Source organism: Botrimarina hoheduenensis (genome assembly GCF_007859815.1).
GTDB lineage: Bacteria > Planctomycetota > Planctomycetia > Pirellulales > Lacipirellulaceae > Botrimarina > Botrimarina hoheduenensis.
Genome location: NZ_SJPH01000001.1, coordinates 440,438 through 458,354, shown reverse-complemented (window position 1 = coordinate 458,354; position 17,917 = coordinate 440,438). Strand labels below are relative to the sequence as shown.

The following is a 17,917-nucleotide window of genomic DNA, read 5'->3' as shown; positions in this document are numbered from 1 at the left end:
CGGGAGATTACCCAAGCAGTGATAAGGCAACGGGGGGATCCGCTGGCTGGGCTAAGCCGCGCTAGCGCGGCTTGTCAGCTGATGCTTTGATAGCGGCACTAACGGCAGAAGTACACCGAAAAAACCACAGCACGACTCCATTAACGACGCAAAGCCGCTTCTCTTCTTTGGATTTGAGATGCTTCGCGATTCACACGCAAAATATCTGGAAAAAACCTTCCTGAGCGAAGACACGATTCAATCGCCCTGAGGCTGTCATAAAGTCCGGTCGCGGCGAGAGCTTCAGCGTTAGACTGACTCTGTCTAACCATCGTCGGCCCTCACGAGCAGATCGGCAAAATGTCGTGGCCCTTCTCCAAGAAGCCAACGCACCGAAGCGTTTCTCTTGCAATCGGTATCACCGCATGAATCACCGCGCTCTGCTTGCTACCCCCTTGTTCGTGCTCGCGTGCTGCTGCCTGCAGGATGCCGCCGCGCAACCGCCCGATCGCAAGCAAGGCGTGTGCTTCGTCCTCTACACCGTTCAAGACAGCGTTCTGAAGCTCACAGCGCAACTGTACCCGCTTGGGGATAGCGACAGCCGGGTTGTCGCCCTGGAAACCCAACAAGCGAGCAACTGGACGCGATTGGCCACCGCACAGGTAAGGGAAAAGGCTTATAGCTTTCCTCAAGGGGCGAAGAGTTGGACCGCACACTTTCGCGTTCCCGGGTGGAACGAAGAAATCGACATCCCCTTTCGCGTGGTGTGCCTCGACGGGGCCGAGGTTTACGCCGGTAAGATCCGAGGTAATCGGCATGACAAGAACGAGATCGTGGTCGCCGCCTTCTCGTGCAACTCAAACGCCGACACGCGTCTGAAGCCGGACCTTATCCGCAACGTCAAAGCGATCGACGCCGACCTATTGTTCTTCGCCGGCGACCAAGTCTATACGCACCGCGATCACCTGAGCGACTGGCTCCGCTTCGGTGAACAGTTTGGCGATGTCACCCGCGACCGTCCGACGGTTGTGATCACCGATGACCACGACGTGGGCCAAGGGAACCTGTGGGGTGCCGGTGGCCGACCCACTAAGCACGAACGAAGCGGCGGCTATGTCATGCCAGCCGCGCACGTCAAAGAAGTCGAGTGGGCTCAGACCAGCCATCTGCCTGACCCGTACGACGCGACCCCCATTAAGCAGGGGATTGGCGTGTACTACACCCGGCTGAACGTTGGCGGGATCGACTTCGCGATCCTTGAGGACCGCAAGTTCAAGTCCGGGCCGGACGAAGTCTTGCCGCGCGGGATTCGCAACCGCATGCGTCTCGAGCAGGCTGAGCTGTGGGACCCTCCTTCAGCGGAGCTTCTCGGCCAACGCCAGCTCGATTTCCTCGATAACTGGTCGGCCGACTGGCGTGATGCCGCCATGAAGTGTGTGCTCTCGCAAACTGTTTTTGCATGCCCCCACACCAACGGCACGATCGACGGACGAACCGCTCCGTCAACCGATACGGACACCAACGGCTGGCCACGTACCGGCCGGGATCGTGCGCTGGCGGCCATGCGCAAGGGGGCCGCCTTCCACGTGTGCGGCGACCTCCACCTTGCCAACGTCATCCACCATGGCATCACCGACTGGGGAGATGCCGCCTACTCGTTTGCGACACCCGCGATCGTCAACTACTTCCCGCGTGTCTGGCGACCCAACGTTGATCCTCAGATCAAGCTCGCGGGCGGCCTGCCCTTCGCCGGCAGCTACTACGACGGCTTTGGCAATCGCATGACGGTCCATGCCTATGCAAACCCCGAGTTCGGCATTCCTAACTACAAGTACGTTGTTGATGCCAACGCGCCGCTGCGTGGAGCTGACGGTTTTGGTGTCGTGCGCTTCGATAAAACGACGCGCCAAATCACCATGGAATGCTGGCCGCGACTGGCAGATGTTACCGATCCTCAAGCACGCCAGCACGACGGTTGGCCGATCACGATCGGCCAGTACGACAATGACGCGCGCAAACCCATCGCGTGGCTTCCCGAGTTGCGCGTTACGGGGATGACCGACGCGGTTGTGCAGGTTGTCTCAGAGCGAACCGGCGAGATCGTTTACACGCGCCGCATGAAGGGGCAAGCATTCCGTCCGCCGGTCTTCGCACAAGACGTCTACACCGTGCGCGTCGGGGAACAGCCCGACCGCATGCGATCGGCTCAAGGACTAACGCCAGCGTCAGTCAGCAGCCCTGCTGAGCCGATCCCCTTTGCGTTCTAGCCGCCGGAGAACTCTCAGCCGTAAGCACCGAATGCGAACGGTGGTTACCTCGGTGCATGAGCAGCGGAACAGGTGCCTCAAGACGGCACGGATCAAGACGACACGGATCAAGACGACACGGATCCGCAGGCCGCACGGCCGCGGAAGCAAGTGGAGGATAGCGGGCTCGAACCGCTGACCTTCTGGCTGCCAGCCAGACGCTCTCCCAACTGAGCTAATCCCCCGTGTGCCGGCTCCGACCCTGTCGATTTGGGCGGAATCGAGCGCGCTAACGGCAGCGACGATTGCGTCGTGCTGTGTAGCTGAGCATGCTAGAGTTACCAGCCCTCCGACGGCCTGTCAACGCCGCCCCCGCCCTGCCGCCCCCGCTCCGCCCCATTTTTGTGAAGCCGTCGCCCGAAATCGCCGGCCGAGGGCGTCTCTGGATTCCCGCCGTTCAGCTGCTGATCGGCCTGACGATTCTTTTACTGCTGCTGTGGCAAGCCGCGAGCCACGAAGCGCTGGCGGATCTCACTCGCGGCCAAAAAAGCGGGGCAGGGATCGCCGGTGCCGCAGGTCTGCTGATCGGATCGGTCGGACTGAGTTTTTTGCGATGGCGTCTGATCGCCGGTGCCGCGGGCCTGGAAATGTCGGTTTCCGAAGCTTTTCGATTGGGTGCCGCGGGCTTTGCAACGAACTTTGTCGCCTTGGGCAACATCGGCGGCGATGTGGTCAAAGCCGCGTTGCTGGCCCATCGGCGACGCGGCCAGCGGGCGCTGGCTGTCAGCACGGTGGTGGTGGATCGCGCGATGGGGCTACTCGCACTGCTGCTGTTTGCTTCCGCAGGCATTCTGGCAGGGGGCGTGTTCACGGGCGATCGACCGCTCGCTCTTCGCGCTATGGCACACGCTTCCCTTGCCATCACGGTTGTGGCGATCCTGTGCTTTGCTCTCGCGATTGCTCCGGGGCGGCCGTTGTGGCGGTTGGCGTCATGGGTACGCCGGATTCCACGTATCGGTCGTCTGCTCGGCCAAGCCGCCTTGCTGATCGACGCGTATCGGCATGGCCGACTTCGGCTGATGGCGGCGCTGGGTGTCGGGCTGATGACCGACGCCGCCTTTGTGTTGTCGTTCTATACGATCGCCAAGTCGCTGCCGCTGGACTCCCCCGGCTTGGCTGAGCACTTCGTAATCGTGCCCCTGGGATTGATCGCGGGAGCCTTGCCGATCTCGCCGAGTGGACTTGGAACCGTTGAAGCGACCGTAGATCTGCTCTATCAGTCCCTGGGCAAAGCCGTACCGGCCGGCCACGGATCGTTGGTGGCGTTTGCCCACCGTCTGCTGATGCTCGGCGTGGGTGCGGTGGCGGTCGTCTATTATCTAGCCAGCGGAACCCGCGACCGCGCCGCCAGCGCGATCAGCGAAGACAACAAGACCACCGCTGTTGAGGGTTCAGGAACCGCCGAACCGATCGCGACGCCGGCCGCATCACGCCAGACGGTATAGTCCGCCAGATCGATCACAAGATCGCCGTTGCCGTCCGCTCCCAGGTCGGTGGTGCTGCCGAAGCTGGCCGCCCAAAACGCGTAGTCCTGTTCGTCGATCGCCCCATCGCCGTTGTAGTCGCCGGTCCGCAAGGCGTCGGTATCGATCCGGTAGATGGACCCACCGAGATCGAGGATGTAGAGATTGCCGATGGCGTCTTCGGCAAACGAAACGGGCGTGCTAATGACGCCTCCGCCGAGCGTCGCCTCGACATTCTGCACGGTTGAGTCGGGGTTGGCCGGGTCGAACGTCCAGAGCTGGGCAGGAAACGAATCGCCAAAGAAGTAGCGCCCCTGCACCTCAGGATCGGGCCCACGATACACGTAGCCGCCAACGGTGGAGTTTCCGCCGAACAAACCCGAACCGTTCGACAAGTAGTCGTAAACCGGCGCAACGTAGTTGGGCGGGATGGGCCCGCCGGCCGAGCCGGGCGTTTGGACATCTCCCTCGCGAAGTCTCCAGCCGAAATTGGCAACACCGGCCCCCACGGGCAGCCGGTTAATCTCTTCGCGGGCACCCTGGCCGACGTCGCCGATCCAGAGGTCGCCTGTCTGACGGTCAAAGCTGGCTCGCCAGGGGTTGCGCAAGCCGTAGGACCAGATCTCGTCGAGCGTTCCCGGCAGGCCGTCTCCCACAAACGGATTGTCGGAAGGAACGGCGTAGTTCTCGATGGTATCGGTGGGGAAGTCATCGCCGCTAACATCCACCCGCAGCATCTTGCCCAAACGCGTGTTGAGCGATTGAGCGCGGTTGTTAGGATCGTTGCCCGAGCCGCCATCGCCCGTCGCGATGTACAGGTAGTTGTCGATCGGGCTGAAGCCGATCCAGCCGCCGTTGTGGTTGTCGAAATCTTGGTCGAACTCGAGCACCGAGTTTCTTGTCACCGCGCTGACCACCGAGTCCGTGAGCGGGCTGGCGGCTTGGTAGCGATCGATCCGCGTGCGATCGAGTCCCGGCCCCGGATCGCGTGTGTAGTTCACGTAGAAGTAACCATTGGTCTCGTAGTCAGGATCGAAGGCAAGCCCGAGCAGCCCTTGCTCGTTAGCGGCGTCGTCAACTAAGCCGCTGATGTTGAGGAACGGTTGGGGTGCATAGGTGCCTGTGGTGAGGTCCAGCAACTGGACCAAGCCGCGTTGATCGACAACGAACAGATCGTTGGGCCGCCCGGGGGCGTGTGTTGCGTAGACCGCCCGCGCACCCGTTCCGGGTAGAGAGGCGATCCGTGTCACCCCGGTGATTTCTGCCTGCGAGACAGCGGCGGTTATGAGCACCACAAGGCCGGAGGCCAGCGCGCCTAGAATCTGGGGAACACGCGTGTTTGCCATCATCAGTGGGGGGCCTTGTGCATCGGTGCTGGAGTTCGCTAGCGGGGACGGTTCCGCTGCCGACTAGGCGTCGACACAGCCGCTTCAGTCGTTCAAGCTAGAGTGCCGTGGAGCCCGCTGTCAAACATTCCCCCCCGCCGAGAGAGCGCTTGGCGACTCGTTTTACGCCTAATTGGCACACGTTTTTCATCCCATGGCAAACCCACAACAACAGCTAGCACGGCTTGCCGTGGGCATCCTCACGCTCACGCGTGGGCGGCTTTCGCTACGAGCTACGATCGGGCTGTGCTTGGCGGCAGTGCTCTATGTGCTGGTGCTGCAGCCGCTCGCGAAGCAGACCCTGGGCATATCGCTGCCCTCGCTGCCCGCGATCGATCAACCTGCCGATAAGCCCGCGCCGCAATCGCGCCCCGCTCCCGAACGGACCCCGCGGTCGGGAGCCGGTTCCCCGACCGGAGTTCCTGCCGCCGTCGATCCGGCCGACCTGCCAACCGTTCTTACCGATCGGGGCCGGGGAGTCTACGAGTCCTCCGGCGGATTGCGGTACACGCGCGGCAGCCAGCAGGGCCATCGCCTAGCGCACGTCATGGCTCACACGCTGGATGAGCCCGACCGCGTCGGCCAACACGGGGTGTTCGATACAAACGACCCGGCCGAAGTCGTGCGTCTGATCGACGAAGCCTATGGGCTAGCTCTGGCAGGTAAACAGACAACAACCCAGCGAGAAGAAGGCCGCACCATTTACACGGTTAATCTGCGCCGCCGGATCGGCTACATCGGTGGCGAGTCCGGAGCGCGGAAGGGCCATCCTTCGGCGCAATATCTTAAGCTGGTGATCGACGGCGATCGTGTCATCACGGCGTTTCCCCTCCGACCCTAACGAGTTCCGGCCCGTGATGCTCTCGATCGGAATCTGCCCCGTCTGTGCAGCCGGCCCGCTCGGACTACGCCAGTGCGGCGTCTGTCGGCGCGTGGTGGTATTATGCGACGAGTGCGACGTGGCTTGGCGCACCGATGACCCGACCAGGCCGGGTTCGTACGGCCAAGAAACGATGCCCTGCCCCGGTTGCTCGGCCGATCTGTGGACCGCGGGTGCCACATGGGCAACGCGTGAAGCGGTTGCGGCAACGCCGTGGCTGGTCAAACACCTGCCGACGCTCGTCGAAAGCCCCGCACGCGAGCCGCAGCGTTAGCTTAGTCTTGCCCCGTAGCCCGACGATCAGGTTACCCGCTCGCCCCCCAACGCCCGCAACCGCTGCAAGTGCGGCTCATCGAGCACGGCAAAGGGATTCACCAGCTCGCGCCAGTTTTCGCCGTGCTGGGCGATCCGCTCATCGGCGATCGGACCAATTCGCTGCGACGCCAAAGCCAGGTACTCCATCCGCTGAGGATCGAGTCCCATCACACGGGCCAACGTCGCATCGAGAGCAGGCAGGCTCGTTCCTACGGCGATCAGCCCCATCGGCTTTGGGCTACCAAGAATCGGGCCGTCTCCCTCCATGCACTCGATGCCATCGACGATCCCCACCAGACGCGGCAGGGTGGCGTTGATATCGGCCACGGTCTGAGGGATCCCGTTGTGGTGCAGCACGTTCTTCGGCCACCCGTACTTGATGCCCGGGATCACACCGTAGAGGTTCTTCATGCTGAGGGTCGCTCCCACCCAGTGGTGGGTTTTCATCTTCGGCAACGACACCACCAAATCGGCTTCGACCACACTCTCGGGCAGGTGGAGTCCTTTGAGTTTGCTGAATCGGCCGCGATTGCGCCGGAACGCGGTTCGCTGGTAGTTAAGGTCGGCAAAATCGAGTCCCGCCTCGGCAAGTGCCTCGCCAACGCCCGACTCGATCAGCGCCACTTCGGTGTCACGCACGTGGCCGGGCCCCTCGCCAACCGTCACCAACGCGCCCCAGCCGCGAAACACCTCTGCCGCGGCGATGACAACCGCCGGATGCGTCGTCATGTGCGGTATTATACGCGTCGGCTCAACCAGGTTGGGCTTGAGCAACACGCGTTTGCCAACAAGGTTGCGGTTGTCGATGCCCGCGGCGACAAGCCCCGCGCGGATTGTGGTGACGAGGTCGCCATCGTACCGCTGGTTTTTGGCGATAAAGACGCTGGCCTGGCGACGCCGGAATAGTCCGGTGGCCGCCGGTGCCAACAGTCCCGCAGCGGCAAGGCCGCCTACCGCCAGAGCGGTTCGTCGGCTGATTCTTGGCGTGTGGCTCATGAATGATTTGCCTCGGCACGGAGCACGGCCTGACAAGCGCTGGCGTACAACGCTGGCTTGTAGCTGCCTGCACAGGTTTCCACACGCGGCGCGGCGGCGATCAGCGCTTCAGCGAGCCGCTCGCTGAAGCGTCCCGCCGCACTAAGCCCCAACGCGGCGTAAGCCAGCGAAGCGACACCGGTCGGCTCCTCGATCGCGGCTTCGAGGTAGTCAAGAGTGGCTGTCAGATGGTTGGCTGACGGCGTATCCGCCAGAACCCAGGCAACGATTCCGCTCGACTGCACATGCTGTAGCAGTTCTTGCCCCAAGACGACCGTGTTGCCGTAATTGGCACCGCCGCGGGGCAGTAAACGATCGACCAGCAAGCGGATGGCCTCTTGAACGCGCGGCGGCTCGGTGCGGCCCGCCGCCACAAATGCCTTTACAAAGAACGCGGTTGGCTCAAGCCACGAGTGCGTGTCAGCCGCCCATGACCAGCCGGCCAATTCCGTGTCGTGGCCAAAGATGCGCGTGCGAGGTGCCGTCCACGGCTTTTGCTCTAAGGCCCATGCAAAGGCCCGATCGATACGATCGGCATAACCGCTCGGATCGACGGCCAACCAGGCGAGCACGGCCGGGGCGGTGGTCCAGGCAGGGCGTTGCTCTTCGGCGGTAACGCCCACCGAACCATCGGACTGTTGCGCCTTGGCAAGCCACTCGGCAGCGGTGCGGGCAGCGGCGTCTCTCCCGGTGCCCGCGAGCGCCATCGCCGCCCAAGCAACGGGCTCCGCCGCAATAACGTCGGAAATCCCGTAGCCGCCTACCGGTTGAGCTTCGAGCCGATCAGCGACGGCGCTGAGCGTTGCCGACAACATTGAGAGCGGCGAAGAAGAAATCGACGAGGCCACAGCGAAAGCCCACAGGGAAGAAGGTTGCGCACTAGTCTTACCGACCGGGGCTGCGCGGCGAAGAGCGTTTCTTCGACAGCTAAAAAAGTGTGCCGTCCGGGTGCCGTCGCCGCGGGAGAAGTCGGTCAGAGCGGCTTAAGAATATTTTCTAAAGTTTATTTGACCCCGGCCAAATGTGACATAGGTTTCCAGTGACGGCAGCGGCGGCGAACGAATCGCCTCGCCAGCCTCCCACCTCATCTCCTTCCTCATCTCCCACCACTTGCTCCGATCCGCCGGCGAGTTTCGCCCCCGCGGTTCATCAAACTAAGAGCCCGCTGCGTAATCGTCCACGAGAAAGGCAAACCAGTCGCAAGACTGGGGCGCAAAGCCAAAGCCCACCTTTGTTTGGTGGGAAGACCGGCTGCCACAGGACTCGCCGAACCAAGCTGAACCCCGCCTACAAGCGAGACTTCAGCGCCGTCCGGACGAAGGGAATCGCCTCACCTGGTGATACGCAGTTCCCGTTACTTACAGGCCCGATCGCGACAATCAGCGGGCTCGCCCCGGGAGCAATCTCGGGGGTCGCGAGAAAGCCAATCATCGAGGGGCGCCGAAGCCCCCGTCACTAGCAGGGCTAACCCCGGTGTATCCGGTAATGCCCACTACGGAGGAAGCCATGAAGAATTTCGCTCAGAAGGTGCAACGATTCCTCGCGTCGGAAGATGGCCCCACGGCTGTCGAGTACGCCGTCATGCTGGCCCTGATCGTGATCGTCTGCTTGACAGCGATCCGCTCGATCGGGACCAACGCCACCGCTACGTTCACCACGGTTGCCGGTCAGTTGTCCGGCGGTGGCGGTGGTAGCTGATCCACTCGACTTAGCCGCGGTGACCACGCTTTGCTAGTGATTACCGCCTCTTGCCCGCCCGACCGGCGCCCGCATTGCGGACGCCGGTCGGGTCTTTGTGTAGGGCGAAAACTGCCTGCTAGTGCGCCACAAACCACCGATTGGTGCTGACGATTATCCGACCTGCAGCACGGCCCCCTCCATGGCTTGCTGTGAATCGCTAGCAATGTCTCAAGCCTCCGCCACAAGCCCGATGCTACGGTTGCGTGCTGATCAACTGAGCGTGTGCCACAGTCGACCTTCAGATCGATTGCCGTCTCACGAACGATTGGCAAAACGACTTTCCAACAAGGTTGTTTGTTGGCCTTCAACGTTAGTTTCCGCCGGGCTGCCTCAACGGTCTTCAAGAAACAAATCGAAGGTTTTCCCCAAAAAAGGGCGGTATCGCCCCGTCACTCAATCAAGGGCTGCCGCAGCAAGCCCCGTGAAACCATGAAGAATTTCGCTCAGAAGGTGCAACGATTCCTCGCGTCGGAAGATGGCCCCACGGCTGTCGAGTACGCCGTCATGCTGGCCCTGATCGTGATCGTCTGCTTGACAGCGATCCGCTCGATCGGGACCAACGCCACCGCTACGTTCACCACGGTTGCCGGCCAACTCGGCGGCAGCTGATACGAAGGGGCCTCGCCTGATCCTCGTGCGATCGGGGGCTGGCGATACTTAACCCGACCGACCGGCGTTCGCTCCGCGGACGCCGGTCGTTGTTTTAGGTGGCGACCTTTGCTGCGCAATCAGTTCGCCCTCGCAGCTTGTGGTTGGCCAATCTTCGGCTTGTGCGGGCTGGGCCGAGTCTGCGGCCTCGTAGGGATGGGTTTTTGAACCGGGCCGTGCAGAAGCGGTTGGGTGCCACAGACCACGAGCTAGGGTTCGATGCCTACAAAAACCATCGCGCTTGTCGGCTGGCACTTAAAGCCGCCGGTGAGCGTTCTTCCCCTCCGCCCCAAGTTTGCAGAGCTCACGCCGATGTTCGACACCGCACAACTCGCCGACGCCTTTGTGGCAAACTGGCCCGTTTGGTTCGTTACCGTCACCCTGATCGTCGCGGCGGTGATCGATGGCATGCAGCTTCGCGTGCCCAACTGGATCACCTTCCCGATGATCGCCAGCGGCTGGGTCTGGAGCGCCACGCTCAGCCCCTACGCGGGCTGGGAAGGATTAGTGTACAGCCTGATCGGCACGGCCGTCGGCCTCGCGTTGCTGCTACCCGCCTACGCGATTGGCGGCATGGGAGCCGGCGACGTGAAACTCATGGCCGGTATCGGTGCCTGGGTCTGGGGCACGGTAACGGCTTACGCCTTTGCCGTCTCGGCCGTGGTTGGTGGCATCATCGCCATCGGCATGGTGCTCACCAACAAGCGTTGGGACAAGCACCACAATCAGTTCTGGATGATCCTGAACGAGATCACCGCGATCAAGAACCCCGAACAACTCGCTGAGATCGCTGCGGAGCGTAAGCCCCGCATGATGCTGCTGCCCTACGGCATCCCCATCGCAATCGGGTCGATCGCCTACTTTGCTTGGGCCGGCATGCTGGTCTGAGCCCGCGACAATCGCTCACCGGGACGCGGCGACCGGACCAAGACGTGCCCCTTAATCAGGGAGCCTTGGACGCCGCGAAGAACTTTCCTGGACCGGATGCGCCGGTCGTGCCGAAGTATCCGACGAGGCTCGTAAATCGGCGTGCGATGGTGCTGACCCCCTTGTCGGGGAGTGCCAGCAAGCCGAGGGGGGTAATTAATGCGACCAAAATCATTCATTCTGCTGGCAATCGCTCTGGGCTGCGGCCTCGCTGCATCCATTGGGATCCGTCAGGTGATGGACGCCAACGCGAATCGCCCGGCGGCGCAACTCGATACGACGCCGATCTACGTTGCGTTGCACAACATCAACCTGGGTGACCCGATCAATGCCAGCATGGTGTCGCTCGAAGAGTGGCCCGCTGACCGCGTTCCGCCCGGTGCGATCCTCTCGCTAGACGACCTCGAAGGACGCCGTCCGCGCACAACGCTCGTGCAGGGAACGCCGATCCTTGAAGCCCAGCTGCTAGCAGCGGGCGAGTTCGCTGACCCGATCGTCAACATCCCGGACGGCTACCGGCTCTCGACAATCGCCGTGAACGCCGAGAAAAGCGCGGCGGGGCTTCTGAGCCCTGGTGACCGTGTCGATGTGCAGCTGTACGTCGCCGCGAACGCTCGGGCCGGCATCCCCGAAGCCAAGACCCGCGTCATCCTCCAAAACATCCGCGTGTTTGCGGTAGAGCAGGTCGTTCAACGGTCCGCGGAAGGGGACGAAGCCAAAGCGATCCCCAAGACGGTTTCGCTCTTGGTCACCCCCGAGCAGGCCTCGAAGGTCGACCTCGCGCAGAACCTGGGCGAGCTGAGCCTCATCCCGCGTAACCCGAACGACGAAGAATCGACCGCCATGGTTGAGGTGACCGCCGCCGACCTGCTCGGCTCGGGGGTGTCACGCAACTCGCGCGAAGAGGAACAGAACCGCGACGCCATCCAAGAGCCGCAACCCGGCTTCTTCGATACGGTCATGGGGATGATGAAACGGGCCGCCGAAGAGCGGCCGCCGTTCAAAATGGAAATCGTCGAAGCCGAAGAGGTGCGTGAGATGCTGTTCAATCCGACATCGCTCGCACCGCTCTCCGGCCAGCACGACTCGCTCAACGGAACGCGAGGTGTACAAGCCTCAAAGGTGAAGTATTCCGGCGACGGTCGCATCGACTTCACGCCCAAAGCGGGCTCGGAGAACGACTTTCCGATCGATCTGGGCGGGACCAAGTAAGAGACCGAGGGGGGCGGACCGCCGTTGGCGGTCTGGCTGTTACTAAAACGGGGGGACACGCCGCGGCACAAGCCGGGGCGTCGGGGCGCCAGGGATCGGTGCCCGCAACGGAGAGTACAAGGATGTACGACCTCAGCAACCATGCGATCGCGCGTCTTCAGCCGACGCTTCGCCAAGCTGCCACCGCCGTTATCGCGACCTTGGTCGCGCTGGCTACAAGCGTGGCCGGTGCCCAAGCGTTGCCGCTCAATGACTCGCTAGTACGCGAGATCAGTGGCACGAGCGACAAGCTCGAGATCACGACCAACACGAGTCGCATCCTGACGTTGGGGAAGAAGATCCCCCGCGTGCAGGTCAACAACCCGGACCTGCTGGCCGTGACGCCGCTCTCTGCCACACAGATCCAGGTCTCGGCCAAAAAGGCGGGCGTCACGCAGGTCAACCTGTGGGACGACGAGGGGCAGATCCACACGGTGGACGTCTTTATCTACGGCGACGTTCGCGAGCTCGAACACGCCCTCAAGACGCAGTTCCCCAACTCGTCGGTGCGGGTTTATCGCTACAGCCAGAGCCTGGTGCTCACCGGCTTTATTGACCGACCCGACTACGTGGACCCGATCCGTCAGCTCGCCGAGGACTACGCTCCCAAGGTGATCAACAACATCGCCGTAGGCGGTGTTCAGCAGGTGCTGCTCAAGGTGAAGGTCTACGAGATCTCGCGGACCAAAGCCCGCCAGATGGGCACCGACTTTGCCGCGATCTCGCAGGGCGGCGGGTTTTTTGCCTCGGGCGTCTCGGGATTGATCGATAACGTATCAACTGGCGGTGGCATCACCTCGGTGATCGATAGCGGCGGACAGACCGTCGAGTTCGCCGTGACCAATGGCACGGACTCTTTGTTTGGCTTCCTTGACTGGCTCACCGAACGGAACCTCGCCAAGATCCTGGCCGAGCCGAACATTGTGGCGGTCAGCGGCCGCCCTGCCCTCTTCAACGAGGGCGGTGAGATCCCGATCCTCGTGCCACAGAGTCTCGGGCAGATCGCGATCGAGTACAAACCTTTCGGCACCCAGGTCGACTTCCTGCCGATCGTGCTGGGCAACGGCAAGATCCGTCTAGAGGTCCGCCCGCGGATCAGCGACCTCGACTTCGCAAACGCGGTCACGATCAACGACTTGCAGGTGCCCGCCCTCTCGGTCCGTCAGGTCGATACGGCGGTGGAAATGAACGCCGGCCAAACCTTCGCGATCGCGGGCCTGATTCAGCAACGGATCCGCTCGGTAAACCGCGGGATTCCGCTGCTGGCAGATATCCCGCTGCTGGGCATCCCCTTCCGTCGCGTGGAAGACAACGTGGAAGAGGTCGAGTTGCTCGTGCTCGTCACGCCCGAGTTTGTCGATGCCATGGATCCGCACGAGGTGCCGCCCTGTGGCCCAGGCATGAGCACCGTGGCCCCGACCGACTGCGAGCTGTTCATCGGCGGCAAGATCGAGTCGCCAGATCCGTGCAGCCCGTGCGGCGAGCGGGGCTGCGGCCCGCAGTGCGTGGCCGGCGGCTTTTCGACCGCGCCCCCGTCGCTAATCAATAGCGGTGGTCAGGCAGGTATGCCGTCAATGCAGGGCTACGAGCAGATGAGCCCCATGATGGCTCCGCCCGAGGCTGAGCAGGTTCCACTTCCCAGCGGACCGCAGTTCGACCAGGGTGCCAGCCGATCTCAACCGACCAGCAAAACGCGGATAGCCGCGGCGGGCGATACGTCGGCAAAGGGATCCACGCCGTTCCGCTCTCAAACTCAGCCAGGCTTTGTCCGTCAGGCGACACGACCGTACGAGGGCGCTATGCCCGCTTGGGCCGGTGGTGACGCCTTGATCGGTCCGGTCGGTTACGACGAAGACTAGACCGTCAACCGAGAGGTTTTGATCGCGGCGCTCATTGCGTGAGCTACTGTCTGGTAGACGCGTTGCGCCGCCATCGCGCCGACGTGCTCTCGACGACTAGCCCCTTCGTTTCGCTGACAAGCTGACCACTATGTCGAACGTCCTAAGACTCGCGATCGTCGATCCTAACGACGCCTCCCGAGAAGGGCTCAAATCGACGCTCATGGGGCTCGATACGGTCTGGCTGGAAGCTGAGTGCTCGCGGTACGCCTTCTTCGCCGATGTCCTCGGCCAGACGAACCCCGATGTGGGCTTCGTTGCGATGGACAGCAATCCGGACGAGGCGATGGCGCTCATCGAGCGCGTCGTTCAGCAGTATCCCAAGATCACGATTCTTGTTTCCAGCAGCTCGACCGATGGCTCGCTCATTCTGCGGACCATGCGTGCGGGTGCCAAGGAGTTTCTGACCCAACCGGTCAGGCCCGACGATCTGGCGACCGCTTTGCAGCGGATCTCGCGTTTGCGGTTTGGTGCCGAGGGTAGTTCGTCGACGGCCTCGAAGGTGATCACCATCACCGGCTCGACGGGCGGTGTCGGTTCGACCAGCCTTGCCGTGAATCTCGGTTGCGAGCTGGCAGCCAATCCCAAGAACACCGTCGTTGTGCTGGACCTCGACCTCGCCCTGGGCGACGCCGACGTTTATCTCGACACGATCCCCGAGTACACGCTCACCGATGTCGCGCAGAATATCACGCGCCTCGACCTGACACTGCTGAAGCGTTCGCTCACCAAACACGAGTCGGGTCTGTACTTACTTCCCCGGCCGGTGCAGCTCGAAGACAGCAAGCTGGTCTCGACCGACGACTTGCAGCGTGTCATCAGCCTGCTCAAGGCGACTTTCACCCACTTGGTGATCGACACCTCGAAGTCGTTCAACAAGCTCGACATGCTCGCTATGGACGTGGCCGATCATGTGCTGATGGTCACCCAGCTTGACCTGCCCTGCTTGCGAAACGTTGTGCGGCTGATGATGTCGTTCGAGCGAAACGATAAGCTCAAGAACAAGATGCGGATCGTCGTGAATCGCGTTGGCCAGGGGGGTTCGGCGATCAGCGTGAAGAAGGCTGAAGCCACGCTCGGCAAAGAAGTCTACTGGCAGTTACCGAATGACTTCCGCACGATGATCGAGGTCCGCAACAATGGTGTGCCGCTGCTGGAGCATGCCCCTAAGGCACCGCTAACGCAATCGATCTCGCAGTTGGCCGCCGACCTGCTCGGTGAGGCCCCGGTTGGCGAGGTCGCCGGCAAGTCGCGTGGCTGGCTCGGCATGTTCGGCAAGAAGGCCGGTGCCACCGAAGAGCCCGCCGCCACCGAAGGCTGATATCTCAGCCAAGCTACTGCGGCACTCCCCAGCCTCTGGTGCGCTGCCCCTGGGGCACGGCCGATGGCCTGATGCCGCCAATTGCGGCCCAAGGAACGAGCCCGCAAGCGAGCTCAGCTCGATAATAGCGCTCGTTGGTTAATCACCTCCGCGGCGAGAGCTAGCCTGCCACTGCGGCTTGCGCGAGTTATGACGCTTGCCGTGGACAGCTACCGTGGCGACTTTGCCACCTGCGCGCACCGGGGCTGAGCTAAGTTTTCTCGGGTCGTATCGTGACCCCTGCGCCGACGCCTGCCGCGTCGCTCGCACGAAGCTCAACGACAAACCCCTCATGCGCCCATGACGAAACTAACTCAGCCGACCACTTCGCTCTCGCAGCAGGACAAGGAAGCCGAATTCGAGACCATCAAGCGGCGGATCCACACGAAGCTCGTCGATAAGCTTGACCTCTCCCGCGTGGGCGAGCTCGAGGGCGACGTGCTGCGGCGCGAGATCCGGTTGGTCGTCGAGCACCTGTGCGATACCGAGGACACGTTCCTCAACCGCAACGAGCGTGATCGGCTCGTCGAAGAAGTTCTCGACGAGACCTTCGGCCTGGGTCCGATGGAGCTCTTGCTCAAAGACCCGTCGATCAGCGAAATCATGGTCAACGGACCGAAGAACGTCTACGTGGAGAAGAGCGGCAAGCTCGTCAAGTCGAGTGTCGTCTTCCGCGATAACAAGCACCTCATGCAGATCATCGACCGCATCGTTTCGCGGATCGGTCGGCGGGTGGACGAGGTTTGCCCGATGGTGGACGCCCGTCTGCCGGACGGCTCGCGTGTGAACGCGATCATCCCGCCGCTGGCTTTGGACGGGCCGAGCGTGACGATCCGGCGTTTCGGATCGAACCCGCTGAAGCTCGAAGACTTGCTTAACTACAAGAGCCTCACGCCCGAGATGGTCATGCTCCTGGAAGGAGCAATGAAGGCCAAGCTCAACATCGTCATCTCGGGCGGTACGGGCTCGGGTAAGACGACATTGCTCAACACGCTGTCGGGATTCATCAGCAACGACGACCGTATTGTCACGATCGAGGATGCGGCCGAACTCCAGCTGCAGCAGGATCACGTGGTTCGGCTCGAGACACGGCCGCCGAATATTGAGGGCAAGGGCAAGATCAGCGCGACCGATCTGGTCAAGAACTGCCTGCGTATGCGTCCTGACCGAATCATCATCGGCGAGTGTCGTGGCGGCGAAACGCTGGACATGCTGCAAGCGATGAACACGGGCCACGAGGGATCGCTCACGACGTGTCACGCCAACACGCCGCGCGACGCGATCTCGCGTCTGGAGACGATGATCATGATGGCCGGCTTCGAGATGCCCATCAAGGCGATGCGAACTCAGATCGCCAGCGCCGTGGACCTTGTCGTGCAGGCCAACCGCTTGCAAGGCGGTCCCCGTAAAACGACCCACATTACCGAAGTGCTCGGTATGGAGCAGGACACGATCGTCATGCAAGACATCTTCCGCTGGGACCAAACCGGCGTCGACGAAAACGGTCGCGCCATCGGCAAGTTCATTTCAACCGGCATCCGCCCCACGTTCATGGACCGCATGGAACAGGCAGGTGTCCGCTTACCGGCTAGTACGTTCCGCGAGCGCATCATGCTCGAGGACTGAATTGGGAGAAGGGGCGAACTATCGCGGCTCCTTGCCGTTCCGCCCCACCACGCCCAACGCCAAAGACACGACCAATCGGCCTCGGGCCACGCTTACGACACCCGCCTTTCGACCCGCTGCGTGACATATGTCTCCCCTGCTCATCTCGCTGATCGTCTTCGGTGGCGTCACTGCCGCAGCGGTGGCGTTGCTGACCTACTTCGGTGACGACAAGGAAGCCGAAGTCCAACAGCGCCTGTCAGCCCTCACGTCTGGCAAGGCCAACAAGGGACGCGATGGTGAGAAGAAGCAGGCGGACTTGGTCACGCAGTCTTGGGACCGCGGCTCGAGTGCTCTTGAACAGGCGATCGCCAACCACCTGAACCTGAAGAAGATGTTCGCTCAGGCGGACGTCACTTTCTCGGTTAGCCAGTTCATGATGGCCTGCGTGGCGTCCGCGGTCATTGGCTTCGTGGCTCCAACCGCTTGCGGCATGCCGATCAAGTTTGCGCCGATCGCGTCGGTCGCCTTCATCTGCCTCCCTTTCGCGTGGCTGATCATGAAGCGCAAGCGACGCATGAAGAAGTTTGCGGCACAGCTGCCTGAGGCGCTTGAGCTGGTTGCCCGCGCGTTGCGTGCGGGTCACAGCCTGGGGGCCGGCATGAACCTGGTCGGTCACGAGATGTCGCCGCCGATCAGTAAAGAATTCAATCGCACGTTCGAGGAACAAAACCTAGGCACGCCGATGGAAGAGGCGCTCAACAACATGACCGAGCGCGTCCCCAACCTCGACCTCAAGTTCTTCGTCACGGCCGTCATCCTGCAGCGCCAAACGGGTGGTGACTTGGCCGAAATCCTGGACAAGATCGGCCGGTTGATCCGCGAACGCTTCAAGATCTGGGGACAGGTCCAAGCGTTGACCGGCGAGGGGCGTCTTTCAGGAATCGTGCTGCTGGCGCTGCCTCCGGCGCTCTTCGCTGCTGTTTACCGGATGAACCCCGACTACCTGATGCTGCTGTTTACCGACGACCTCGGCAAGAAAATGCTGATCGGTGGCATCGTGATGCAGCTGCTCGGTGCCATTGTTATCCAGAAGATTATCAACATCCGTATCTGAGACGGCCC

At 62.2% G+C, this 17,917-nt stretch carries 14 protein-coding genes, 1 tRNA gene, 1 pseudogene and 1 riboswitch; of the genes and pseudogenes, 12 read left to right on the top strand and 4 right to left on the bottom strand.

All coding sequences use genetic code 11. The features are described from left to right. Positions 1-404 precede the first annotated feature (404 nt). Entirely contained in the window at positions 405-2,246 is a 1,842-nt protein-coding gene (locus Pla111_RS01745) for an alkaline phosphatase D family protein (protein WP_146570765.1), read from the top strand. Between the two features lie 151 nt (positions 2,247-2,397). Here Pla111_RS01745 and Pla111_RS01740 read toward each other — a convergent pair. Then, positions 2,398-2,470, bottom strand: a tRNA-Ala gene (locus Pla111_RS01740). Positions 2,471-2,554: 84 nt separating this feature from the next. On the opposite strand from Pla111_RS01740, the pseudogene Pla111_RS17360 reads away from it, so the two are divergent. Further along, a pseudogene (locus Pla111_RS17360) lies at positions 2,555-3,568 on the top strand (lysylphosphatidylglycerol synthase transmembrane domain-containing protein); the annotation flags it as partial. A 32-nt stretch (positions 3,569-3,600) separates the two neighbouring features. Here Pla111_RS17360 and Pla111_RS01730 read toward each other — a convergent pair. Continuing rightward, positions 3,601-5,097, bottom strand: a complete 1,497-nt coding sequence (locus Pla111_RS01730) for a PQQ-dependent sugar dehydrogenase (RefSeq protein WP_146570762.1) — start codon at positions 5,095-5,097, stop codon at positions 3,601-3,603. Positions 5,098-5,287: 190 nt separating this feature from the next. On the opposite strand from Pla111_RS01730, the gene Pla111_RS01725 reads away from it, so the two are divergent. Together Pla111_RS01725 and Pla111_RS01720 are read left to right on the top strand one after the other, a co-directional pair. Next, positions 5,288-5,974 carry a hypothetical protein gene (locus tag Pla111_RS01725; RefSeq protein WP_146570760.1) on the top strand — a complete coding sequence of 229 codons (687 nt, stop codon included), beginning with the start codon at positions 5,288-5,290 and terminating at the stop codon, positions 5,972-5,974. A gap of 13 nt (positions 5,975-5,987) precedes the next feature. After that, on the top strand, positions 5,988-6,287 hold the full coding sequence (locus Pla111_RS01720) for a hypothetical protein (protein WP_146570758.1): 300 nt from the start codon (positions 5,988-5,990) through the stop codon (positions 6,285-6,287). A 26-nt stretch (positions 6,288-6,313) separates the two neighbouring features. On the opposite strand, the gene Pla111_RS01715 is transcribed toward Pla111_RS01720, so the two are convergent. Next, on the bottom strand, positions 6,314-7,324 hold the full coding sequence (locus tag Pla111_RS01715) for a DUF362 domain-containing protein (protein WP_146570757.1): 1,011 nt from the start codon (positions 7,322-7,324) through the stop codon (positions 6,314-6,316). After that, the gene (locus Pla111_RS01710) at positions 7,321-8,211 is read right to left on the bottom strand and encodes a hypothetical protein (protein WP_146570754.1); all 891 of its coding nucleotides are present in this window, start codon (positions 8,209-8,211) and stop codon (positions 7,321-7,323) included. The genes Pla111_RS01715 and Pla111_RS01710 overlap by 4 nt, the downstream gene beginning before the upstream one ends. A gap of 329 nt (positions 8,212-8,540) precedes the next feature. Next, a riboswitch (cyclic di-GMP riboswitch) is annotated at positions 8,541-8,622 on the top strand. 247 nt (positions 8,623-8,869) lie between these two features. On the opposite strand from Pla111_RS01710, the gene Pla111_RS01705 reads away from it, so the two are divergent. The 8 genes from Pla111_RS01705 to Pla111_RS01670 all read left to right on the top strand — a co-directional run bounded on the left by Pla111_RS01705 (position 8,870) and on the right by Pla111_RS01670 (position 17,909). Then, a complete protein-coding gene (locus tag Pla111_RS01705) occupies positions 8,870-9,061 on the top strand; it encodes a Flp family type IVb pilin (protein WP_146570752.1) in 192 nt (63 codons plus the stop codon). A gap of 471 nt (positions 9,062-9,532) precedes the next feature. Beyond that, positions 9,533-9,712 carry a Flp family type IVb pilin gene (locus tag Pla111_RS01700; protein WP_146570750.1) on the top strand — a complete coding sequence of 60 codons (180 nt, stop codon included), beginning with the start codon at positions 9,533-9,535 and terminating at the stop codon, positions 9,710-9,712. Between the two features lie 306 nt (positions 9,713-10,018). Next, positions 10,019-10,639, top strand: a complete 621-nt coding sequence (locus tag Pla111_RS01695) for an A24 family peptidase (RefSeq protein WP_231930557.1) — start codon at positions 10,019-10,021, stop codon at positions 10,637-10,639. 198 nt (positions 10,640-10,837) lie between these two features. After that, positions 10,838-11,890, top strand: coding sequence for a Flp pilus assembly protein CpaB (cpaB, locus tag Pla111_RS01690; RefSeq protein ID WP_146570748.1), 1,053 nt, complete (start codon positions 10,838-10,840; stop codon positions 11,888-11,890). A gap of 122 nt (positions 11,891-12,012) precedes the next feature. After that, complete coding sequence (locus Pla111_RS01685; protein WP_146570746.1) at positions 12,013-13,788, top strand: type II and III secretion system protein family protein; 1,776 nt, start codon at positions 12,013-12,015, stop codon at positions 13,786-13,788. Between the two features lie 130 nt (positions 13,789-13,918). Beyond that, positions 13,919-15,148 carry an AAA family ATPase gene (locus Pla111_RS01680; protein ID WP_146570744.1) on the top strand — a complete coding sequence of 410 codons (1,230 nt, stop codon included), beginning with the start codon at positions 13,919-13,921 and terminating at the stop codon, positions 15,146-15,148. A 339-nt stretch (positions 15,149-15,487) separates the two neighbouring features. Then, positions 15,488-16,813 carry a CpaF family protein gene (locus tag Pla111_RS01675; protein ID WP_146570742.1) on the top strand — a complete coding sequence of 442 codons (1,326 nt, stop codon included), beginning with the start codon at positions 15,488-15,490 and terminating at the stop codon, positions 16,811-16,813. A gap of 127 nt (positions 16,814-16,940) precedes the next feature. Next, positions 16,941-17,909 carry a type II secretion system F family protein gene (locus Pla111_RS01670; protein WP_146570740.1) on the top strand — a complete coding sequence of 323 codons (969 nt, stop codon included), beginning with the start codon at positions 16,941-16,943 and terminating at the stop codon, positions 17,907-17,909. Positions 17,910-17,917 lie beyond the last annotated feature (8 nt).